This is a genomic window from Flavobacterium sp. (assembly GCF_040402895.1).
Classification (GTDB): Bacteria; Bacteroidota; Bacteroidia; order Flavobacteriales; family Flavobacteriaceae; genus Flavobacterium.
Window position 1 is genome coordinate 13,301 of record NZ_JBBALR010000002.1, and the last position, 23,416, is coordinate 36,716.

Here is a 23,416-nt window from a genome sequence, read left to right on the forward strand (position 1 = left end):
TTGGGCAAAATTACTAAAAAAATACTCTAATTCATTTGTCTTTCAAAATCATAATTCTAAATCAAGCCACCTGTTCATTAAAAATCATAAATAATAAGCTATTTTCTTTGAAAAATAAACCCTAATTTTGTACTGCTATGCAGAAAATCATAAACATATTAAACAAACGCGCACGATTTGACTATGAAATTATAGACAAATACGACGCGGGTATTGTATTAACAGGTACAGAAATTAAATCTATTCGTTTAGGAAAAGCTTCTATTGCGGAAAGTTTTTGCGAATTTAATGAGCAAACTGAGTTGTTTTTAATCAATGCTACTATTGAGGAATATGCTTTTGGAACGCATTACAACCACAAAGCCAAAAGCGAACGCAAACTGCTTTTAAATAAAAAAGAGTTAAAAAAACTCGATAAAGACTCAGACAATAAAGGGTTAACTATTGTTCCGTTAAAATTATATACGAATGAAAAAGGATTTGCTAAAGTGGAAATAGCACTTTGCCGTGGTAAGAAAAATTACGACAAACGTGAAACAATGAAAGAAAATGATACCAAACGAGATATCGCAAGAATTAAAAAAGAATTCAGGTAATTTACGAATTACGATTTGGGATTTACGATTTGGGATTTACGAATATAAAAAAACCAAAGTTTTCAATTGAAAATTCTGGTTTTTTACTTATAACTTGGTTACTATGAAACTTTGTTACTTTTTACTTTTCACTTTATCCTTTTCTAAATCGGATTTTAGTTTTTCTAAATCGGTTTTGGTTTTTTCCAATTCTTGTTTTAGTTTTTCTAAATCTGATTTGGTGGAATCTTCTTTTAATTGAAAGTTTTTTTGAATTTGAATTTTATTTTCTTTTTTAAATTTTTCCAAATCATCCGTTTTATCGCCATTTGAAGAAAAATTTCGTTCTGAAAAAATCATTGTACTGCCCTTTCCGTCGGAATATTTTTTAGTTACCGTTCCGTTTTCGTCTATTTTTTCTTCTTCTAATTGCATATCCGGATTGTCACCAATAACTTCACCATCTTTGAAAATAAATGATTTAAAATTGCCACCTAAAGAATCGGATTGAAATTCGCCTTGCAATTCTTTAAATTTATCTAAATCAATGGTATTTCCATCCATTAAACCTTTAAAAACATTATTGTCTAAATTCATAAACATATCATTATTCAACATGCCATTAAATCCTTTCATGTCAAAACCATTTGCAAATAAATCATTTTGTGAAGCACCAGATTGTATATTAATTAAGCCTTTTCCAGTGCCATCGAATTGCTTTTTAATTGAAATTGGTTTAATAGGCGTTTCAGAACTAACATTATAATTTCCTGAATTACCATCTTGGTCTTTATAAGAAATTTTAATAGCTGTGATTTGCTTTTTTTCATTACGTTTTACTCCAGAAAAAGCAACTTCAAAATCAAATTTCTTAGCATCAGTTTCATCTTGTTTCAATTGTGCATCGGTCATAGCATTGTCAATTCGCAATTCGAAACTATTGTTTTTTTGCTGAGACAATTGATTTAAACGATTGTTTTGAGCAAAAGTTGTGATTGGCAAAATAGTTATTGCAGTAGCCAATACGAATCCTTGAAATACCATTTTAACATTCATAATTATTAGATTTTAATTTTAAAAATTCAAAAATAGAAATTTTACAAAAATGAAATTTTAAAATTTTGTTAATTAACGCGTTTTAACATTTTTTCTTTTTTTACTAATCGCAAAACATAAATACCAATAAAAGAACCTATGATTCCCAAAGTTCCCATGAAAAACCAATTGGTTTGATACCCATAATTATCAATAATTAACATTCCAATTTTAGCGCTTAATATGTGGGCTAAACTATAACTCATTGTAAAAATGGCCATGTAACGACCTTGTTGGTGTTTTGGAGCACGACTGAGGGCAAATGCATTTGAAAAAGGAAAATTAAACATTTCAGAAAAGGTCATAAAAAGCATCATAATTAACAAAATGCCTGCCCAAGTATTGACTAACATTAAAAATAAGCTGATACTCATTAAAAAACAACCTAAAATAATAACTTTCAATTTGTTTTTTTTATGCTTTTCTATATAATTTACAATTGGCATTTCAAGGAAGAAAACCAAAACTCCATTAAATGTTAGGAGTAAACCTGTTTGTAATTCGGTTAACCCAAATTGTTCTCTATGATAAATAGGTATTGTGGTAAATAATTGGAAAAACATAATCCCTACAATTAAAGAGGTAGTTAAAAATAACCAATAAATTTTATCTTTAAAAACGGACTTAACCAATACTTCCCCGGGTTGTTCTTTATCTAAATAGGTAGATTTTTTCTTTTCTTTTACTTTAATCCAGAAAATTAATATAGCTATTATACAAGTCAAACCATCAACCCAAAACAAGCCTTTGTATCCAATTTTCATAATTATTAAACCACCTAAGGCAGGCCCGGCTGCAAATCCTAAGTTAATAGCCAATCGAACTAGTGTTAAGGCTCTTGTTCTATTTTCTGGTTTTGCATAAGCACCCAGTGATACAAACATAGCAGGACGAAACATATCTGAAACCGACATAATTAAGAACATACTAATACATAATCCGTAAAAAGAAGTAACAAATTGTAATCCAAAAAACATTAATCCACTTACTAATAAACTGAATATCATTATTTTATAAAAACCAATAGCATCTGATAATTTTCCACCTAACCAAGAACCTAATAAAGAACCCAATCCAAAAAATACCATTATAGTTCCTACTTGAGAATAAGAAAAATGTAAGTCTTCATGTAAATATTTAGATAAAAATGGCAAAACCATAGTACCTGCTCTATTTATAAATGTAATAAGTGTAAGGATCCAAATTTCTCGAGAAAAACCTTGAAAGTTAGAAATGTATTGGCGAAATGCTTTTTGAATCATAATTATATATCTGTCACAAATTTAGATAAATAACTTGTTTAAATATGTTATTTTTGTGAAAACAATTTTATGAAATTTGTTAATTTACATACACATATGTATACCAATTCGGATTCTATTATAGAAGTTGTAAATCAATATCCGAATGAATTTATAGCTGATATTCCACATTATTCCATTGGAATTCATCCTTGGCATATTGTTGATGAACGGGTAATTGAAGATTTAAATAGTATTAAAAATAAACTTCAATTAAAAGAATGTATTGCATTAGGAGAGTGTGGTTTAGATAAAAGAATTGAAAAAAAAATAGAGCAACAAATAGCCGTTTTTGAATCGCAATTATCTCTTTTACATGATGTGACAAAACCTGTAATTTTACATTGTGTAGCGGCATTTGATGAAATCATTTCTTGTAGAAAAAATAGTAATCTTCAATCCCCTTTTATCATTCACGGATTTTCAAAAAATATTCCGTTAGCAAAACAACTTTTAAATCAAGATTTTTATTTGTCTTTTGGAAAATATTTGCTTCGTAATCCTGAAGTTGGAATGGTTTTTAAATACACACCAAATGAAAAAATTTTCTTAGAAACCGATACGATGTCGGAAAATTTAGAAGAAGTTTATACTTTTGCAGCAAAATGTAAAAATATTTCTGTGGAAGAAATGAAAGAAATAGTTTGGAACAATTATCAAACTGTTTTTACTAAAAAGCAATAAATTATGGCAAAATGGCAAGAAAGAGCTGCTTTATTATTTAAAGAAGAAGGCTTAAATAAATTGAAAGACGCAAATGTATTAGTCGTAGGTTTAGGTGGCGTAGGATCTTTTGCTGCCGAATTTTTAGTTCGTGCAGGTGTAGGAAAAATCACTATAGTTGACGGGGATACAGTAGATATTACAAATATTAACAGACAATTACCTGCGTTACATAGTACGATCGGACAGCCAAAAGTTACAATTGTTGCTAATAGATTACTGGACATCAATCCAGAATTACAGTTAACTTGCATTGAAGAATTTTTATCACCGGAACGTGCTTTAGAGATTGTATCACCCGAATTCGATTATGTTTTAGATTGTATTGATAGCATAACCCCGAAATTAAATTTAATTATTGCTGCCAAACGAAAACACGTGAAAATTATTTCTTCAATGGGTGCTGGAGGAAAAATGGATGTTTCTAAAGTAAAAGTAGCCGATATAACTAAAACCGAAAACTGCTTTTTAGCGAAAACCATTCGAAAACGCTTGAAAGAAGTAAAAATAGATAAATTAAAAGTGGTTTTTTCTTCTGAAATACAGGATGAAAGTAGCTTAAAGATGACAGACGGCTCAAATTTTAAAAGATCCTTTTATGGCACAAATAGTTGGATGCCGGGACTTTTTGGATTATATGCTGCCGAAACTGTTGTGAAACATTTGATAAAGCAATAAAATAATTAAACCTGACAGGTTTCAAAAACCTGTCAGGTTTAATTATTTTAAAGTATTACTTGACTAAATACGCTTGAACGTTATTAAAAATGCGTTCCTCAATATTTGAGATGTCGCTTTTTACGAATTTTTCTCCTAAAATATTTTCAAATAATTCAATGTATCTATCTGAAACAGTTGCGATATATTCTGTAGTCATTTCAGGAATTTGTTGTCCTTCTTTACCTTGAAAACCGTTTTCTATTAACCAACGACGTACAAATTCTTTAGACAATTGTTTTTGTTCTTCGTTATTGTTTTGTCTTTCTTGGTATCCTTCCGCATAAAAATAACGAGAAGAATCGGGTGTATGAATTTCGTCAATTAAAACAATTTTTCCTTCTTTTGTTTTTCCAAATTCGTATTTTGTGTCAACTAAAATTAAACCTCTTGAAGCGGCAATTTCAGTACCTCTTTGATATAAAGCTCTAGTATATTTTTCTAAGATTAAATAATCTTCTTCTGTCACAATTCCGTTAGCTAAAATCGCTTCACGTGAAATATCTTCATCATGCGAACCGTTATCTGCTTTGGTTGTTGGTGTAATAATTGGTGTAGGAAATTTATCGTTTTCTTTTAATCCTTCAGGCATTTCAACACCACAAAGCATTCTTTTTCCAGATGCATATTCTCTAGCTGCATGACCTGATAAATACCCACGAATTACCATTTCAACTTTAAATGGTTCACACAAATGCCCAATAGCCACGTTTGGATCTGGAGTAGCAAGTAACCAATTTGGAACAATATCTTCTGTTAATTGCATAAATTTTGTTGCAATTTGATTTAAAATTTGTCCTTTATATGGAATACCTTCTGGTAAAACCACGTCAAAGGCAGAAAGTCTATCGGTTGCAATCATTACTAATAAATCGTCATTGATATTGTAAACTTCTCTTACTTTTCCTCTGTAAACAGATTTTTGACCTGTAAAATTAAAATTTGTAGTCGTTATTGTGTTCATATAGTGTGTCGTTGTTTTGTTTTGCAAAAGTAGTTTTAAAATCATTTTTTAACAAAAAAAGAGGCGTTTATTTTAACGCCTCAATTCATTTTAATCCGAATTTTCTATACTTTTATAAGCATTTATAACCGCTTTTACTAAGCGATGGCGGACAATATCTTTATCATCAAGATATAAAATACCAATACCATCAACATCTTTTAGAACTAAAATTGCTTCTTTTAATCCTGAAATGGTTCTTCTAGGTAAATCTACTTGCCCTGGGTCACCTGTAATAATGAATTTTGCGTTTTTCCCCATCCTCGTTAAAAACATTTTCATTTGAGAATGTGTTGTGTTTTGTGCTTCGTCTAAAATCACAAAGGCATTATCTAAAGTTCTTCCACGCATAAAGGCCAATGGTGCAATTTGAATAATTCCTTTTAATATATAGTCTTCAAGGGTTTGAGGAGGCAACATATCGCGCAAAGCATCATACAAAGGTTGCATATATGGATCCAGTTTTTCCTTCATATCACCTGGAAGGAACCCTAAATTTTCCCCTGCTTCTACTGCTGGACGAGTTAGAATAATACGCTTAACTTGTTTCTCTTTAAGTGCTTTTACAGCAAGTGCTACTCCAGTGTACGTTTTCCCGGTACCAGCAGGGCCTACTGCAAAAACCATATCATTTTTAGCTACAAAATCAACTAATTTTTGTTGATTAGGAGTCATCGCTTTAATTAACTTCCCGCCTAACCCGTGCACTAAAATCTGATCGCCTTTTGGCATTTCTCCAGTTTGTTGCGCATCACCTTCAATAACTCGCATAATCACATTGTCATCAATCGTATTAAAACGGGTGAAATGTGTCATCAAACGACGAAAACGCTTTTCAAATTCCTCTAAAACTTCAGCTTCACCAAAAGCCTTTAAAATGGTACCTCTAGCTACAATTTTTAATTTTGGATAATACTTTTTAATGGTCTCTAAATGACTGTCATGTGCACCCCAAAAATCTTTAGGGGCAATGTTTTCCAATTCAATAATTCTTTCGTTCAAAGGCTTTAATTTTAATTGTTTTAATTCTGTAAAAAAAAGAGTAATTTTGTATCATTCAAATATAATAAAAACAATCATTCCATTTAAAATAAGTTATAAACAATAAAATGTCAATAATTACGCTTACTACAGATTTTGGTTTAAAAGACCACTTTGCCGGAATTTTAAAGGGTAAGATATATTCATTATTTCCTGAGTCGACCATTATTGATATCTCTCATTTAATAGATAAATTTAACATTTTAGAAGCTAGTTATTTACTAGCTACCTCCTATTCGCATTTTCCAAAAGGAACAGTGCATGTTGTAGCTGTAGACGCTTCAAGAAATGCAGATACTGTTCATATTGTTATGCTTTATGATGGCCATTATTTTATAGGTTCCGATAATGGCATTTTTGGGGGTTTAACCAATAAAAAAAATCCAGAAAAAATAGTACAAATTACTATTCACGATAGATTAATAGAAGGTTCTAGCGACTTAGATGTTTTTGCTACAGTGGCAACTCATTTGGCAAAAGGCGGTGAAATGACCGTAATTGGCTCACCACTAACAGAAATAAAAAAGATGAATATGTTGGTTCCTATTTTGGATCAAAATTTAACATCTATTCGCGGACATATTGTATATATTGACGATTTTGGAAATTGTGTTACTAATATTTCGAAAACGTATATAGAAGAAGTAGCGAGGGGAAGACAATATAGTGTTCGTTTTTCTGTTTACACAATTAAAAGAGTAAAGCACAATTATGCCGATTTTAAAAATTACAAATCAGCTGATTTAAATGCAATGGCAGGAAACGAAATTGCGCTTTTTAATCAAGAAGGTTTTTTAGAAATTGCAGTTTATAGAAGCAACCCTAATCGTTCAGGTTCTGCGCACACTTTATTGGGTTTAAAAATGCAAGATGTTGTAATTGTGGAATTTGAATCTTAGGTGTTGTGTGTAAGAATTTAAATATAAATATATGTTGGTACGAATTGTAAAACTTACCTTTCAAGAAGATAAAATAGTAGATTTTTTAAACAATTTTAATGAAGTTAAACATCTAATAAGAAGTTTTGATGGTAATGAATTTTTAGAATTGTATCAAGATAAACATGATACACGCATTTTTTTTACTTACAGCTATTGGAAAAATGAATCAGCATTAGAAAAATACAGAAAATCAGCTTTATTTAATGAAGTTTGGACTTATACCAAAACACTTTTTGCAGAAAAACCAGAAGCTTGGAGCGTTAATAAATTAGATACTTTATTATAAAGTTTCAAGTTTATAAATTACTTTTGTAAATATAAAACAAGTATACTATATGAAAGCAGTATTGCTACGTGAAATAAAATCTTTTTTTGGTTCGCCAATTGGCTATTTAGTTATTGCTATTTTTCTTTTGCTAAATGGATTATTCTTATGGGTTTTTGATGGTGATTTTAATATTTTAAATTCTGGTTATGCTGATATGAGTCCATTTTTTAAATTAGCACCTTGGATACTTATTTTCCTAATACCAGCAGTTACTATGAAAAGTTTCTCTGACGAAAAAAAGCAAGGTACATTAGAAATACTTTTTACAAAACCTTTAAGTCTTTGGGAAATTGTTAATGGTAAATTTCTTGGGGCGTTTATTTTAATTTTAATTGCCATTGTCCCAACACTTTTTTATGTGTTTATAGTTTCAAGTTTTACAGCAGCTCAAAATAGTTTCGATTATGGCAGTACCATTGGTTCCTATTTTGGTTTATTGTTCTTAATTGCCGCTTACACTTCAATTGGGGTATTTACTTCTACCCTTTCAGACAATCAAATAGTAGCTTTTATTATTGCTGTTTTTTTATGCTTTTTCTTTTATTTTGGGTTGGATGGTTTAGCTAATTTGTTTGGTAATTTCAGTGGAATTATTAAAACGTTAGGAATGGATTTTCACTTTAAAAGTATGAGTCGTGGTGTGTTAGATACTCGTGATATTATTTATTTTATTAGTATCACAATTTTATTTTTAGCTGGAACTGTTTATCAACTTAAATCGCTTAAATGGTAATGAAAGACGTTCAAAAAAATAGTTTAAAGAAATTAGGGTTTTTAGCGATTGGTTTATTTATTTTAAACTTTGCGAGTTATTATATTTATAAACGTTTCGATGTTACGCAAGACAAAAGATATACCCTTTCTGAAACCACTAAAAAAATTATTGATGGTGTAGATTCTCCCTTAATCATTGATGTGTTTTTAGAAGGCACTTTTCCTGCTGATTTTAAAAAATTACAATCAGAAACGCGCCAGTTATTAGAAGAATTTTCCGCTTACAATTCAAATATTACATTTCAATTCGTAAATCCAATTGAAAAAGAAGAAGAACGTGTGGAAGTCATGAAAAAATTCTTTGAAAAAGGATTAACACCAATAAACGTAACCGTTGAAGATAAAGGAAAGCAAACTCAAGAAGTAGTTTTCCCATGGGCTTTAGCCAATTATGGCGATAAAGGAGCAAAAGTGCAATTACTGAAAAATTTAATGGGAGCTTCAACTGAGAAAAAAGTAGAGAGCTCCGTACAACATTTAGAATATGCTTTTGCAGAAGCCATTCATAAAATCTCAAAAGAAAAACAACGTAAAATTGCCGTTATTAAAGGAAATGGCGAGTTAGATGATATTTATATTGCCGATTTTTTAAAAACCATTCGTGATAATTATTATATTGGACCTATAACTTTAGATTCGGTGGCCTCACAGCCTAAAAAAACATTAAAAGCTTTAAATGTGTACGACTTGGCTATTATTGCGAAACCAAGAGAAAAATTTACTGAAACCGAAAAACAAGTGTTAGATCAATTTATCATGAAAGGTGGAAAAACGCTTTGGTTAATAGATGGAACTAATGCCGAAATGGAAAATTTATACAATGAATCCGGTTCCTCATTAGTTAGCAATAACGATTTGAATTTAACGGATATGTTTTTTAAATACGGATTCCGAATTAATCCTCAAATGATTAAAGATGAATATGGAACACCATTAAAATTAGCTTCTGGAAAAGAAGGAAGTGAAAGTCAGATGGAAACCTATAATTGGAAAATGGCACCATTTATTTATCCAGCTTCTAAAAAACATCCTATTGTAAAAAATACGGATGGCGTAAAATTCAACTTTTGCTCTCCAATTGAGTTATTAAAAACCAATACTAAAACTACCATTTTACTGGAAAGTTCCCCTTATTCTAAAGTAATAGGAACACCAAGTGTAGTTTCGTTGGAAATGATTACAGAAGAAACCAGTCCAAAAGATTATGCTGATGGCGGATTAATTCCAGTTGCGGCTTTGTTAGAAGGCACTTTTACTTCAGTGTACAACAATCGTGTGTTACCTTTTAAAGATGCTACTTTTTTAAATAAAAGCGTTCCAACAAAAATGATTGTAATTTCTGATGGAGACGTAATAAAAAATCAATTAGATAAAGGCGCACCAATTGAATTAGGATATGATAAATACACCGGACAATTTTTCGGAAACAAAGAATTTATCTTAAATAGCGTAAATTATTTATTAGACGATAACGGACTTATTAACATTAGAAGTAAAGATGTAACCTTACCCGTACTAGACAAACAAAGTGTTCACGATAATTACAATCAAACACAACTGCTAACAGTAGCGCTACCAATTGTTTTGTTAGCACTATTCGGATTTATTTTTACGTATTTAAGAAAGAAAAAATATAAGTATTAGTTGTTAATAAGTATATTTTTAGATTTAATTGTAACCCATTATATTTGTAAAAGCAAAAAAAAATAAAAATGATGAATTTTATAGTATCCAGTTCGTATTTATTAAAACAATTACAAGTTTTAGGAAGCGTTATTAATAGCAATAACACCTTACCAATTCTTGATAATTTTTTATTTGAATTAGATAACAATCAATTACACGTTTCTTCTTCCGATTTAGAAACTACAATGTCAGCAAGTTTAGAAATTGAGTCAAATAGCAAAGGAAGTGTTGCAATACCTGCGAAATTATTATTAGATATTTTAAAAACATTTCCAGAGCAGCCATTAACGTTTACAGTTGAAGAAAATAGCACTGTTGAAATTAGTTCTAATTCGGGTAAATATGCGATTGCGTATGCAGCTGGTGAAGAATTTCCTAAAGCAGTAGCTTTAGAAGATCCTTCAACAACATTGATACCTTCAGAAGTGTTAGCAACAGCAATTGGAAAAACTATTTTTGCAACTGGTAATGATGATTTACGTCCAGTAATGAGTGGTGTGTTTTTTCAATTTTCCACAGAAGGATTAATTTTCGTTGCAACAGATGCGCATAAATTAGTGAAATATGCTCGCGCAGATGTAAAAGCCTCGCAAAGTGCTGAATTTATTATGCCTAAAAAACCTTTAACTATTTTAAAAGGAATTTTAGCCACTTCAGATGCAGAAGTAAAAGTAGAATACAACGATTCTAACGCTACTTATTCATTTGAAAACTACATATTAACTTGTCGTTTAATCGATGGAAAATATCCTAATTACGAAGCGGTTATTCCTAAAGAAAATCCAAATAAACTAATTTTAAGTCGTGTTACTTTTTTAAATTCGGTTCGTCGTGTAGCGATTTTTGCTAACAAAACTACGCATCAAATTCGTTTAAAAATTGCAGGTACAGAATTAAATATTTCTGCAGAAGATATTGATTATTCAAACAAAGCAGATGAACGTTTAACTTGTGATTATCAGGGAGACGATTTACAAATTGGTTTCAACTCTCGTTTTTTAACAGAAATGCTAAATAACTTAACAAGTGATGAAATTCAACTTGAAATGTCATTACCTAACAGAGCCGGAATCCTTACTCCTATTGATGGATTAGACGAAGGTGAAACTGTTACCATGTTAGTTATGCCAGTAATGCTTAATAACTAAAAAATATACAACCAAACAAACTACTTCATAAAACCACAATTGCTTCCGGCTTTTGTGGTTTTTTATTTAAAAAAACTATTCAATTATTACTAATTACTAAGTACTAAAATTTTATCTTTGCCAAGAAACAAAATTTAAAAAATGATTCCACAAGAAACCATAGTTGCCTTAGCTACGCCGTCGGGTGCTGGAGCTATTGCTATTATTAGATTATCTGGTAAAGATGCTATTACTATAGCTGCTGAAGTATTTGATTCGGTTTCTGGAAAAGATATTATAAAACAAAAAACACATACCATTCATTTAGGCCATATAGTAGACCATACAAAAGTGTACGACCAAGTCTTGCTTTCTATTTTTAAAGGTCCAAATTCTTACACGGGCGAAAATGTAATAGAAATTTCATGTCATGGCTCTACTTTTATTCAACAGCAAATTATACAATTATTGCTTCGAAAAGGAGCGAAAATGGCGCAAGCAGGAGAATTTACTCTACGTGCCTTTTTAAACGGAAAATTAGATTTATCTCAAGCTGAAGCTGTTGCCGATTTAATCGCCTCAGATAACGAAGCAAATCATCAAATCGCGATGCAACAAATGCGTGGTGGATTTAGTAATGAAATTGCGAAACTCCGTGAAGAACTTTTAAACTTTGCCTCACTTATTGAATTAGAACTTGATTTTGCTGAAGAAGATGTCGCGTTTGCCGACAGAAAAGCATTTGAGGAATTACTAATACGAATTGAATTTGTTTTAAAACGATTACTAGATTCTTTTGCGGTTGGGAATGTAATTAAAAACGGTATTCCTGTAGCGATTGTAGGCGAACCAAATGTAGGAAAATCGACGCTATTAAACGCCTTATTAAATGAAGAACGTGCCATAGTTTCTGACATTGCTGGAACAACCCGAGACACTATTGAAGACGAATTAGTAATTGATGGTATCGGTTTCCGATTTATTGATACCGCAGGAATTCGAGAAACAAAAGACGTGGTAGAAAGCATTGGAATTCAAAAAACGTTTGAAAAAATTGAACAAGCGCAGGTAGTTCTATTTTTAATTGATAGTTTACAATTGATAATTGAGAATGAAAACAAGTTTAAAATTGAAATTGAAAAAATTAAGAATAAATTCCCTCAAAAACCGCTTGTAATGATAGTTAATAAAATCGATTTTCTAAACGAAGAACAACGCGCGCATCTTTTAGAAAAATTATCCATTATTAATTATCCATTATCCATTACTATATCTGCCAAGAAAAGAACAGGTATTGATGAACTTAAAAACACCTTACTTTCTTTTGTAAATACTGGTGCTTTAAGAAATAACGAAACCATAATTACAAATACCCGTCATTACGATTCGTTATTAAAAGCGTTAGAAGAAATTCAGAAAGTAAAATGGGGATTAGATGCTGGAATTTCTTCTGATTTAATTGCTATTGATATTAAAACCGCCTTATATTTCTTTGGTGAAATAACCGGCGAAGTAACTAACGATGAGTTACTTGGTAATATTTTTGCTAATTTCTGTATCGGAAAGTAAAAAATGAACCAATTGTTATGCAAATTGGAGGTTTGAGCTATTTATTAGTTTGTTTTAATTTAATCTTTGTCAACTTCTACGTTATCAATAGTTTTTAAACAAGAACCAACTGTAACATTCGATCTAATTTCTGTGTGGCGAACTTCTCCTCCAGTTGTACCCGTTTGTTTTCCTAAAAATACCGCTACTAAAGCTATTGCAAAAGCAAAATAAGATACTACGTTTGCTTTAGCATGATTTTTAAAATTTAAAAACAATCCAACTAAAGAAATTCCAGCCAAAACATATAAGACTAAAGCTAATTTCTCGGCCATTTCTTCATGTTCATGAATAATTTGATCCGTTACAGAAGGTAAATTTTCAGCAATTTCTTCTGCTCCTTCACCTGTAAACATACTTGCAAATCCGAAAATGGCTGAAATACAGAAAAGCACGTACGCTATATTTTTAATAACATTGTTTTTCATTACAATTCCTGTAATTAAAATTCCTAATCCAAAAATGGTTCCAATTATTGGAAAGTGGTTTACCACCAAGTGTAAATGTGTATCATTCATAATATTATATTTATTTAAAGTTACTTTAAAGTTAATTTACTGTACATTTGTAGTAAATTCCTACAAAATGAGAAACTTGTTTAAACAAAACGTAGTATACACAAATTTAGCGATTTTTTATTTGATTGTTAGCTTTTTAACCCGATTAGTTTTACTATTTCACCCTATAACACAAAGTAAATTTTCTATTGTTGAAATTAGTAAAATTTTTGGTCTTGGCTTAATTTCCGATTTTCTTATTTTTATACTAATTGGTGTCATTTTATGGCTCTATCTTATATTTTTATCAAATTCTAAATTTAAAAAACCTTATGGTTATATAATTTTAGGTGTATTTGTAGCACTATTACTATATATTATTTCTGGAAAAAGTATTTTAAGCGAATACGGTGGTGTATTGCCAGAAATAGGAATTGCTTTTGTAGGTTTTAAAACTATATTTTTTGCAGCCATTTTGTTTACAGATAAATATAGAAAATCAATTCGTTTGGCTTTGTTTTCTTTAACCATTTTCTTATTTGTTTTACTAATCATACAAAATGCCGTTAGCGAATTCTTTTTTTGGAATGAATTTGGCGTAAGATATAATTTTATAGCAGTAGACTATTTAGTGTATACCAATGCCGTTATTGGAAACATCATGGAGTCTTATCCAGTGGTGCCGCTATTTGCATCAGTAGGAATTTTAGCATTTGCTGCTACTTTTATCATAATAAAAAAATCAAAATCGTATTTGGAGGATTTACCAAATTTCCCAAGTAAACTAAAAATTATTGTAGTGCAATTACTATTGCTTGGTAGTGCTTTGCTAATTCTTCCTAGTATTGCATCTCAACAAAATAGCTCGAATGTTTTTGCAAATGAATTACAAAGTAATGGACTTCAAAAATTTTATAAAGCATTTACCAATAGTGAGTTAGACTTCTTCGAGTTTTACGAATCGTTACCTCAAGAAGAATTGGCTCAGTTTGACACAATTATTGGTGTAAACTATAATCAAAATAGTACTTCCATTACATCTAACGGAAAGGAAATAAAAAAAAATGTTGTATTGATAACCGTAGAAAGCTTAAGTGAAGAATTTATGAAACATTATGGAAATCATAACAACATAACACCTTTCTTAGATCAATTAGCAGAAGAAAGTTTATTTTTTACCAATTTGTACGCTACTGGAAACAGAACCGTTAGAGGGTTAGAAGCGGTTACATTATGCTTACCACCCACTCCGGGAGAAAGTGTTGTAAAACGAAAAGATAATAAAAACAAATTTACAACAGGAAGTGTATTTCAATCAAAAGGATATTCTACAAAATTTTTATATGGTGGCGATGCCTATTTTGATAATATGCAAGATTTTTTTGGAGGAAACGGATATGATATAGTAGATAAATCAAGTTTAAATCCTAACGAAATAACATTCTCTAATATTTGGGGGGTTTGTGATGAAGATATGGCAAAAAAAGCCATTCAAGTAATGAATGATGAAGCTAAAACAGGTAAACCATTTTTTAATCATTGGATGACAGTAAGTAATCACCGTCCATTTACTTATCCAGAAGGAAAAATTAGCATTTCAGGTACAGCAAAATCAAGAGAAGGCGGTGTTATGTATACCGATTATGCTTTGAAACAATTTTTTGAAATGGCAAAAAAACAGGCCTGGTTTAAAAACACAGTTTTTGTAATAATAGCTGATCATTGTGCCTCAAGTTCTGGGAAAACCGAATTGCCAATGGATAAATATAGAATTCCTGCCTTTATTTATGCCCCTGGATTTATTCAACCACAAAAAGTAGATAAATTAGTATCGCAAATTGATATAATGCCAACTGTTTTAGGTATTTTAAACTTTAAATATAAATCTAAATTTTTTGGAAAAAATGTTTTAAAAACAAATTATATACCAAGAGCTTTTATAGCAACCTATCAAGATTTGGGATATATTAAAGATGGTGTTTTAACAATAATTTCACCACAAAAGAAAGTAAAGCAATTTGATTTAATTCAACAAAAAAACGAAACATTAGGCACTAATTACAGCATTATCTACGAAGAAAAACCGAAAACAAAAATAGATGTGAAATTAAGAAAAGAAACTATAGCCATCTATCAAACTGCCTCACATATTTTAAAAACAAAAAAATATGAGAAGTAAAATTAACCAATAACCGACACACCAATTAGTTTTCCTATACCGAAAGTGATTGCTGCAGCTAACAAACCAAATAATACTTGTCTAAATCCCGAATACCAAACGCTTTTCCCAGTAAATAAAGTAATTATTGCACCAATTAAAAACAAGCCAACGGCGCTTAAAGAAGTACTAATAATAATTGCTTTTGTACCACCGTAAAAGAAAAATGGGATAACCGGAATTATCGCACCAATACCAAAAAGAACAAACGAAGTTATTGCCGCTTCCATTGCAGAACCTTTTAAATCATCAGCATTTATTCCTAATTCTTCTTTAATTAAAAATTGATGTGCCAACTCCTTATTAGAAATAATATCAGCGGCCATTTGATTGGCTTGGTCTTGCGGAATGCCTTTTGACGTATAAATTAAGGCAATTTCTTTTCGCTCTCCTTCAGGATTAGTTTCTAGTTCGTCCATTTCTAATTGCATTTGGTTCTCATACAATTCTTGAGAACTTTTAACCGAAATCCATTCTCCTAGAGCCATAGATAAAGCGCCTGCTAACAAACCAGCCATTCCTGCTAGTAACACTTCACTTTGTCCGCTAGTAGCGCCAGCAATTCCCATTACCAAACTAAAATTAGAAACCAATCCGTCATTTCCACCTAAAACAGCCGCTCTTAAGGCATTCCCTCCTACTGAGCGATGTCTTTTTTCAAAACGTGCTAAATTGGATCCAGACACATTAGTAGTTGAATTTAAAATGTTTTTTAATATCGTAACGTGAGCCGTATCAGAGATTGATTGTGCCGAACTGTATTTTTTTCTAGCCCCAATAACCGAATTCGATATACTTTTTTCAGTATCTAATAAAACGCCTAAAACATAATCGAAACCAAAAACTTTTCCTATTTTATGTAATGTTTTTGCTCTAAAAGAAGGCAACGGCAAATCGGTTTCCGTTAAATTGTTTTTCTGAATAAAAGCTACAGCGTGACTGTGCTCAATTTCACTCATTTGTTTAAAAACTTCAGCAACTGCTTTATCTTCTTCATTTTCAGCAAGTATTTTATACAAATAACTTGCATCAATTTCTGTTTGAATGCTTTTTAAACTAATCATATTGGAAGTATTAATTATATTAATCCGTTATACTTTCTGGTAAACCATTCGATAGTTAAAGATACAACTATAATAATTAATAACCACAAGGAATCAATTAAAGGAGAATTTTTAATTATCGTTTTTTCTACGGGTAAATAAGTGTCTTTTTGAAGTAATTTCTGAAGTAACTTTTCTATTTGATTAGGATAAATAATTTCACCATTATTCTGATTGGCTAATTGTTGTAATTTTGACACATCCGGATTGACAAATTGTTTTTCCACATCAAAATCTAAAACTTCAAAAGTTCCATTATAACTGGCGTTACTTGTTGTCTCTTTTACTTGAAACATATAATTTCCTGGAGTTATTCCATCAAAAATAGCTTGATAACCATTGTTTGCTTTTGAGAAATTGTAGTTTTTTGTTGATTTAGTATTCTTATTCGTTAAAGTGATAGAAAGATTGGCGTTTTCTTCCAATTCATAACTTTTATTAAAATATTGAGCAAAAATTTCAATGGTTTCACCAGAATTATAAAAACTTTCGTGTTCCACCAAAAGTGATTTCTTTGCAGAATTAGTAGATAAATACTGAATAATCTTATCAATAAACAGGTCGTATTTCTCATAAGATTGATTTAAAACAAAACTCTCCATTCGCCACTTCCAAGAATTTTCACCTAATAAATAAGCATTTCTACTTATTCCTTTTTCTGAAAAAGTTAAAATAGGATTTCCAACTTCAATGCCATTTACTTTTGCTTTCAACAAGGTGTTTACACTTCCTTTTTCAGTAATTTTTCCAAAAGGATTTTCTAATGGTGGAAATTGCGAAAACTGAATATCAGATTGTGCAAAAAGATTAAAATTGGGTACAAATGAAGTAGTAAAATTTTCTTTTTTATTGGTTAATTTAAACTCTAAATCGGATTGCATTTGATTTAATAAATTATAATCCGTTGCCATTCCGGTTACAATAAAAGTGTTTATTTTTAAATTTTTATTAGCTTCAAATACTTTTCTAAAAGAAGCATTTGGTTGATACAAAATCAATACATTGTATTTTTTTAAATCATTGATTGAATTAGGTTTAACAATTGTTACCTTACGTTGTGCGTTAGATTCTATTGCGCGTTTTATGGCGCCTAAATCTGGATGCGAAACATCTGAAATTAGTGCAATTTCTTTTTTCTGATCTAGCACTTCAACCGCAAAGTTTTTACTGTTGTTGTAGGTGTTTTTTTCTTTAACAGATGAAGAAATTACAGCTTTGTATTTTTGTAAACCTACTCTGTCTGCTTCTAATAAAATTTGTACCGATTGCACTTTATTTTTAGCATCAAAATTTATCGTTTGATTACTAATTTTCTTACCATTTTTTTCAATTGAAAAGGCAGCAGAAACCGACTTATTACCATTGTACTGTAAGAATACTTCTACTGGAAACTTATTCTTTAAAAACGCATATTTATTGGCGTTAAGCTGATTAATTTTCAAATCAAAAGTGGTGGTAGTATCACCTAAAACAACTGGGAAAACGGTTGTAGATTCGTGAAAACTAAATACATAATCATTTCCAATTGTCTGATTTCCATCCGTTACTAACACAACTGGGTAGAATGCATTTTTATTTAACTGCTTTAAATTTACAGCTACGTCGTGAATGTTTGACTGATTTCCTTTAAAATCTAGAGACTTTCCAGCAACAAATGTATCATCAAAAGTATAACTTTGAATTTCATATTTTTCTTTTAATGCCGAATTTGAATTTAGGGTTTCAACTAATTTTAACGCATCAGTCGTAGCTTTCAATTCTAATATAGAACGAGAATTATCAGCAACAATGGCAAGCGGAATTTTATTGGTTTCTACTATTTTTCTTGAAATTACAGGATTAATTATTAATAAAAGCAATGAAAAAACCGAAATAAAACGCAAAAAAGCCAATAACCAATTTGTTTTATTTTGGTTATCTACTTTAAATAAATATTGATAAAACGCAACAACTCCAGAAATAATAACCGAAAGTAGTATTAGAAGAATTGTGCTTGTTGTCATTGTTAGTTTAAGTGTTTATAGGGTTAAAAGATTAAAAGGCTTTACGTTTATGGATTAGGTGAAAGTTATTCTATATTTGAAATTTGCGACTTATACAATCCATCAATTAGCATATTTACTTCAGTTATTTTTTCTCTTATTAAAATGGATTGATTTTCATCTAGATATTCAAAATCGCGACATAAAATAACTTGATTTAATAATTCTAATGAAGAACTATAAGCAATTTCGGAAAATCTAGCTTTATCTTTCATAGAATTTCTTCCTGAACCTTCAGCTAGGTTTGATGCAATAGAAACAGAGCATCTTCTCATTTGGCTAGTTAATCCAAATAATTCATCTTTTGGAAATTTTTTAGTTTCTGCAAATATCAACATAGCTAATTCTCTACTTTTTTGCCAAGCAATCAACTTTTCAAAACTAAATATTCTCATTGAAATAGTATTAAATTTGTAAATTTCAAGCTAAATTCAACCCAAAACCTTTTAAACTTTTAAACACAAAAACCTTTAAACCTTATTTACAATGCTATGTTAACATTCCTCCATCTACATTTATAACTTGACCTGTTACATAGGCGCTCATATCCGAACTTAAGAACACACACACATTTGCTACGTCTTCTGGAGTTCCACCACGCTTTAATGGAATAGATTCTCTCCAACCTTTTACAACATCTTCGTTTAGTTTTGCTGTCATTTCCGTTTCAATGAAACCTGGAGCTATAGCATTACATCTAATATTTCTTGAGCCCAATTCTAATGCGATAGATTTAGTAAAACCAATCATACCTGCTTTAGAAGCGGCATAATTAGCTTGTCCTGCATTCCCTTTCACTCCTACTACAGAACTCATATTCACAATAGAACCAGCACGATTTTTAAGCATTACTTTTTGTACTGCTTTTGTCATGTTAAATACCGATTTTAAATTGATATTCATTACCGCATCAAAATCTTCTTCAGACATACGCATTAATAAATTATCTTTTGTAATACCAGCATTATTAATCAATATATCTATATTTCCAAAATCAGCCATTACATCATCTACTAATTTTTGTGCTTCGTTAAAATCTGCTGCATTTGATTTATACCCTTTAGATTTAATTCCTAAAGCGTTTAATTCATTTTCCAATGCTAAGGCCGATTCTGCAGATGAACTATATGTAAAAGCAACATTTGCTCCGTTTTGAGCAAACACCTTTGCAATTCCACTTCCAATTCCCCTACTTGCACCAGTAATAATAGCAACTTTTCCTTCTAATAATTTCATACAATTCTATTTAAATGATATACTTTCTTATAAAAGTCAAATATAATAATAATTTAAAGTAATAAAAACTTCTTTTACATTAAACCTTTTTGTTTTTTGTGAGTCTAAATAAATTAAAATCAATAAAAAAAGGTATAATTTTTAAATTAAACCGAAAATATTTTATAGGTTTTATCTAATTTTATATTTTAATTAATGAGCTTTCTAAATTATTTTCTGGAATTAGAAAACCTAAAAATGAAAAAATCGTTTCACATAATTTACTTTCTATCATTATCTTCATTTTCTCTTTTTGGACAAAATGAAATAGATTCTTTGTCTTTGAAAATTAATCCCAAATGGAGTGTAAACAATTTTAAATTAAATACTACTTATATTTCAAAACAAAAGGATACTTTAAAGATTACTCAATTTAAATTTTATATTTCTGATTTTCAAATTACTTATGAAGACAACACAATTTTATCTGATAAAAAGTCACATTTAATTGATTTGGAAAAACCAAATACAACTTTACTTGCTATAACTAAAAATAATAAAAAGGAAATAAAAAGCATAAATTTCTCCATTGGAGTTGATAGTTTAGCTTCTGTTTCAGGCGCTTTGTCTGGTGATTTAGACCTTTCAAATGGGATGTATTGGGCTTGGCAAAGTGGGTATATTAACATGAAAATAGAGGGAACAAGTTCAAGTTGCAAAACACGGAAAAATAGTTTCAATTTTCATATTGGGGGTTATTTAAATCCTTATTATGCCATGCGTAAAATTGAAATTCCAATTAATAAACTTCAAAATCAAATAAATTTAACAGTAGATTTAGAGCGATTTTTCAGTGAAATAAATTTAAAAGAAATGAATTCTGTAATGATTCCAGGAAATGACGCCATGGCATTAGCCAATTTAAGTTCGAAAATGTTTTACATAGAATGAAAAAAATAGTTTTAATATTTGTTTTAGGTTTTTTAATTTTTGGAATAGTATCTTTTTCCAAAAGTCACTTTGCGCCTATTTACATTGAAATTCCAACCAATTGGCCCAAACCTGTTTATGATTTTAAGAAAAATCCATTAACTGAAGAAGGCTTTCAATTGGGAAGGCATTTATTTTATGATCCAATATTATCAAAAGATAACACTATTTCTTGTTCTAGTTGTCATCTTCAAGCTACAGGATTTACTCATGTTGACCACGAGTTGAGTCATGGAATTGAAGGAAAGATTGGCACACGAAATTCATTGACATTACAAAATTTAGCATGGAGTAAAAATTTCATGTGGGATGGCGGTGTCAATCATTTAGATGTTCAGGCAATAACACCGATTACAAGTGAGGTTGAAATGAATGAAACCCTAGAAAACGTTGTAAATAAGCTTCAAAAATCAGAAAAATATGTTGATTTATTTGAAAAAGCATTTAGAACTAAAAAAATTACAGGTCAATTAACTTTAAAAGCCATATCGCAATTTCTAGTTTCTTTAACAACAACAAATTCGAAATATGATAAATTTATCAGAAATGAAGAAGAATTCACCGAAATGGAACAAAAAGGATATGCGTTATTTCAAAATCATTGTACTTCTTGCCATAAAGAGCCGTTATTGACAAATAATGAATTTAGAAATAATGGGTTGCCAATGGTTGCAGATTTAAAGGATTTAGGACGAATGAAAATTACACAAAACAGTAAAGATTCGTTACTTTTTAAAGTTCCGACGTTACGAAATATCGAATTTACATTTCCTTATATGCATGATGGTAGATTTAAAACACTAACTGAAGTGATTAAGCATTATAATTCTGGTGTTCAAAAGAGTAGAACGTTATCAAAGGAATTACATCAACCTATGAATTTAAATGACAATGAAAGAACAGAATTGGTTGCTTTTTTAAAAACCTTAACTGATAAAACCTTTCTTTTTAATAAAAAATACGCTTACCCAAAATAAATTATAAATCATTTTTTGAAAATGTCTAAATAAAAAACAACTAAATCTAACTAAAATGAAAAAACAAATTATCATACTATTATTTGCAAGTTTTTCAACTTTTGCGCAAACAAATCCAGCAATCACAAGTTGGTTAAGAAATTTTACAGGAATTACCGGTCGTCATTACGTTTCAGGAAATTCAACACCAATAGTGGATGCCGTTGCAGCAAACGTACAAACGGTTCAATACAACACAACTGATGTTTATGTCTCTGCAACAGGCATTCCAGCATATATTACTGGCCCATTTTTAGATGGAAATCCAACTATAGCGACAGCACAAAATAAAATTTTTAAAATTACATTAAGTCCCACTCAAAACACTGGAACGCCAACCGCTACAACTGGAGGTAATATTGGTGTTTTTATAAATGGTGTGGCTTTATTTGATTACAGAGATGGTGTTTCATATAAATTATCAACCGGAGCAAACGCTGGTGGACCTTTGGGAGGAATGGGTGACGGTGTTTGGAATAGAGATGCTGTTTTAGCAGAACGAGCAGGATTTGATTGCGCTAAAGCGCATCCAGCTAATGGAAATTATCACCATCATCAAAATCCTAGTGCTTTTAATTTAGATTTATCGGTGTTATCATCAATTTGTAATACCTATCCTGCTGATGGATTATATGTTATTAACCCAACTCAACATTCACCACTTTTAGGATTTGCTTATGATGGCTTTCCAATTTATGGTGCTTATGGTTATGCAAATACAAATGGAACTGGGGGCATAACTAGAATGAAATCGAGTTTTAGTTTAAGAAATATTACTACTAGGACACATTTATATACGGGTGTAGATGTTACAGATGGTCCGGCCGTTAGCACTACTTTTCCTTTAGGATTGTACCGAGAGGATTATGAATTTATTGCAAATTCTGGTCAAGATTATTTAGATATTCATAACGGTCGTTTTTGTATTACTCCAGAATATCCAAATGGAATATATTGTTATTTTACAACAGTTAACACCACTCATAACTCTACTTACCCCTATGTTGTTGGGCCTACATTTTACGGAAATAAAGTAGTAACTACAGTACCAACAGTTCCAGCTGGAACAACCACTTTATCTTCGAACACTTTTGAAAATTTTGATTTTAAAATAACCATTGCGCCAAATCCAGCTTCTGAATTCATTGCAATTCAAACGCAAATGACGGAAAATGATTTAAAAGTGGAATTAATTAACGAATTAGGTCAAATTGTGAAAGAAAATAAAATTTTACAAGGTAGTACATTAACAATAATTGAAACGGATTCTGTTTACAATGGTATCTATTTTATTAGAATTTCTAGTGGAAATCAGAATAAAAGTTATAAAGTTATAATTGCTAAATAATTAAAAAAAACAAAATAAATTAGATTTTAAATTAAACCTTTTTTAATATTGAAAGTCTAATAGGTAGT

Annotated in this window: 22 protein-coding genes; 13 read left to right on the forward strand and 9 right to left on the reverse strand. The window is 30.3% G+C overall.

Annotated features, from left to right (window positions below; translation table 11 throughout):
* The first annotated feature begins 137 nt into the window (after positions 1-137).
* Entirely contained in the window at positions 138-596 is a 459-nt protein-coding gene (gene smpB, locus ABWP60_RS02115; RefSeq protein ID WP_166126420.1) for an SsrA-binding protein SmpB, read from the forward strand.
* 114 nt (positions 597-710) lie between these two features.
* Here the strand turns inward: smpB and ABWP60_RS02120 are convergent, their stop codons facing one another.
* On the reverse strand, positions 711-1,631 hold the full coding sequence (locus ABWP60_RS02120) for a hypothetical protein (protein ID WP_353147838.1): 921 nt from the start codon (positions 1,629-1,631) through the stop codon (positions 711-713).
* A gap of 68 nt (positions 1,632-1,699) precedes the next feature.
* On the reverse strand, positions 1,700-2,932 hold the full coding sequence (locus ABWP60_RS02125; protein ID WP_353147841.1) for an MDR family MFS transporter: 1,233 nt from the start codon (positions 2,930-2,932) through the stop codon (positions 1,700-1,702).
* Positions 2,933-2,974: 42 nt separating this feature from the next.
* Between ABWP60_RS02125 and ABWP60_RS02130 the strand changes: the two genes are divergently transcribed.
* Both ABWP60_RS02130 and ABWP60_RS02135 read left to right on the forward strand, forming a co-directional pair.
* Positions 2,975-3,655: a TatD family hydrolase gene (locus ABWP60_RS02130; protein WP_353148854.1), complete on the forward strand. Its 681-nt coding sequence runs from the start codon at positions 2,975-2,977 to the stop codon at positions 3,653-3,655.
* Positions 3,656-3,658: 3 nt separating this feature from the next.
* On the forward strand, positions 3,659-4,372 hold the full coding sequence (locus ABWP60_RS02135) for a tRNA threonylcarbamoyladenosine dehydratase (RefSeq protein ID WP_353147844.1): 714 nt from the start codon (positions 3,659-3,661) through the stop codon (positions 4,370-4,372).
* A 55-nt stretch (positions 4,373-4,427) separates the two neighbouring features.
* Here ABWP60_RS02135 and ABWP60_RS02140 read toward each other — a convergent pair whose 3' ends face one another.
* On the reverse strand, positions 4,428-5,375 hold the full coding sequence (locus ABWP60_RS02140) for a phosphoribosylaminoimidazolesuccinocarboxamide synthase (RefSeq protein WP_353147846.1): 948 nt from the start codon (positions 5,373-5,375) through the stop codon (positions 4,428-4,430).
* 90 nt (positions 5,376-5,465) lie between these two features.
* Positions 5,466-6,416: a PhoH family protein gene (locus tag ABWP60_RS02145; protein ID WP_353147849.1), complete on the reverse strand. Its 951-nt coding sequence runs from the start codon at positions 6,414-6,416 to the stop codon at positions 5,466-5,468.
* 107 nt (positions 6,417-6,523) lie between these two features.
* Between ABWP60_RS02145 and ABWP60_RS02150 the strand changes: the two genes are divergently transcribed.
* The 6 genes from ABWP60_RS02150 to mnmE all read left to right on the forward strand — a co-directional run bounded on the left by ABWP60_RS02150 (position 6,524) and on the right by mnmE (position 12,880).
* Positions 6,524-7,354: an SAM hydrolase/SAM-dependent halogenase family protein gene (locus ABWP60_RS02150; protein WP_353147851.1), complete on the forward strand. Its 831-nt coding sequence runs from the start codon at positions 6,524-6,526 to the stop codon at positions 7,352-7,354.
* A 31-nt stretch (positions 7,355-7,385) separates the two neighbouring features.
* A complete protein-coding gene (locus ABWP60_RS02155; protein WP_353147854.1) occupies positions 7,386-7,682 on the forward strand; it encodes a putative quinol monooxygenase in 297 nt (98 codons plus the stop codon).
* A gap of 49 nt (positions 7,683-7,731) precedes the next feature.
* Positions 7,732-8,457 (forward strand): gliding motility-associated ABC transporter permease subunit GldF, encoded by a 726-nt coding sequence (gene gldF / locus ABWP60_RS02160; protein ID WP_353147857.1) that lies wholly within the window; start codon positions 7,732-7,734, stop codon positions 8,455-8,457.
* Positions 8,457-10,142, forward strand: coding sequence for a gliding motility-associated ABC transporter substrate-binding protein GldG (gene gldG, locus ABWP60_RS02165; RefSeq protein ID WP_353147860.1), 1,686 nt, complete (start codon positions 8,457-8,459; stop codon positions 10,140-10,142). The genes gldF and gldG overlap by 1 nt, the downstream gene beginning before the upstream one ends.
* Before the next feature lie 71 nt (positions 10,143-10,213).
* A complete protein-coding gene (gene dnaN / locus ABWP60_RS02170; RefSeq protein ID WP_353148857.1) occupies positions 10,214-11,332 on the forward strand; it encodes a DNA polymerase III subunit beta in 1,119 nt (372 codons plus the stop codon).
* Between the two features lie 141 nt (positions 11,333-11,473).
* On the forward strand, positions 11,474-12,880 hold the full coding sequence (gene mnmE / locus ABWP60_RS02175) for a tRNA uridine-5-carboxymethylaminomethyl(34) synthesis GTPase MnmE (RefSeq protein ID WP_353147863.1): 1,407 nt from the start codon (positions 11,474-11,476) through the stop codon (positions 12,878-12,880).
* 59 nt (positions 12,881-12,939) lie between these two features.
* Here the strand turns inward: mnmE and ABWP60_RS02180 are convergent, their stop codons facing one another.
* Positions 12,940-13,437, reverse strand: coding sequence for a DUF2231 domain-containing protein (locus ABWP60_RS02180; RefSeq protein ID WP_353147866.1), 498 nt, complete (start codon positions 13,435-13,437; stop codon positions 12,940-12,942).
* Between the two features lie 67 nt (positions 13,438-13,504).
* Between ABWP60_RS02180 and ABWP60_RS02185 the strand changes: the two genes are divergently transcribed.
* Entirely contained in the window at positions 13,505-15,595 is a 2,091-nt protein-coding gene (locus ABWP60_RS02185; protein ID WP_353147869.1) for an LTA synthase family protein, read from the forward strand.
* A gap of 2 nt (positions 15,596-15,597) precedes the next feature.
* On the opposite strand, the gene ABWP60_RS02190 is transcribed toward ABWP60_RS02185, so the two are convergent.
* The 4 genes from ABWP60_RS02190 to fabG all read right to left on the reverse strand — a co-directional run bounded on the left by ABWP60_RS02190 (position 15,598) and on the right by fabG (position 20,015).
* Positions 15,598-16,698 carry a VIT1/CCC1 transporter family protein gene (locus ABWP60_RS02190; protein WP_353147872.1) on the reverse strand — a complete coding sequence of 367 codons (1,101 nt, stop codon included), beginning with the start codon at positions 16,696-16,698 and terminating at the stop codon, positions 15,598-15,600.
* Between the two features lie 14 nt (positions 16,699-16,712).
* Positions 16,713-18,740 carry a hypothetical protein gene (locus ABWP60_RS02195; protein WP_353147874.1) on the reverse strand — a complete coding sequence of 676 codons (2,028 nt, stop codon included), beginning with the start codon at positions 18,738-18,740 and terminating at the stop codon, positions 16,713-16,715.
* Positions 18,741-18,805: 65 nt separating this feature from the next.
* The gene (locus ABWP60_RS02200; RefSeq protein WP_353147877.1) at positions 18,806-19,174 is read right to left on the reverse strand and encodes a four helix bundle protein; all 369 of its coding nucleotides are present in this window, start codon (positions 19,172-19,174) and stop codon (positions 18,806-18,808) included.
* Between the two features lie 94 nt (positions 19,175-19,268).
* The gene (fabG, locus tag ABWP60_RS02205) at positions 19,269-20,015 is read right to left on the reverse strand and encodes a 3-oxoacyl-[acyl-carrier-protein] reductase (RefSeq protein ID WP_353147880.1); all 747 of its coding nucleotides are present in this window, start codon (positions 20,013-20,015) and stop codon (positions 19,269-19,271) included.
* Positions 20,016-20,252: 237 nt separating this feature from the next.
* On the opposite strand from fabG, the gene ABWP60_RS02210 reads away from it, so the two are divergent.
* Genes ABWP60_RS02210 through ABWP60_RS02220 form a run of 3 tightly spaced genes read left to right on the forward strand, consistent with a single transcriptional unit; the run spans position 20,253 to position 23,348 of the window.
* The gene (locus ABWP60_RS02210; RefSeq protein WP_353147883.1) at positions 20,253-20,945 is read left to right on the forward strand and encodes an MbnP family protein; all 693 of its coding nucleotides are present in this window, start codon (positions 20,253-20,255) and stop codon (positions 20,943-20,945) included.
* A complete protein-coding gene (locus ABWP60_RS02215; protein WP_353147886.1) occupies positions 20,942-21,961 on the forward strand; it encodes a cytochrome-c peroxidase in 1,020 nt (339 codons plus the stop codon). The genes ABWP60_RS02210 and ABWP60_RS02215 overlap by 4 nt, the downstream gene beginning before the upstream one ends.
* Before the next feature lie 55 nt (positions 21,962-22,016).
* On the forward strand, positions 22,017-23,348 hold the full coding sequence (locus ABWP60_RS02220; RefSeq protein WP_353147889.1) for a YHYH protein: 1,332 nt from the start codon (positions 22,017-22,019) through the stop codon (positions 23,346-23,348).
* Positions 23,349-23,416 lie beyond the last annotated feature (68 nt).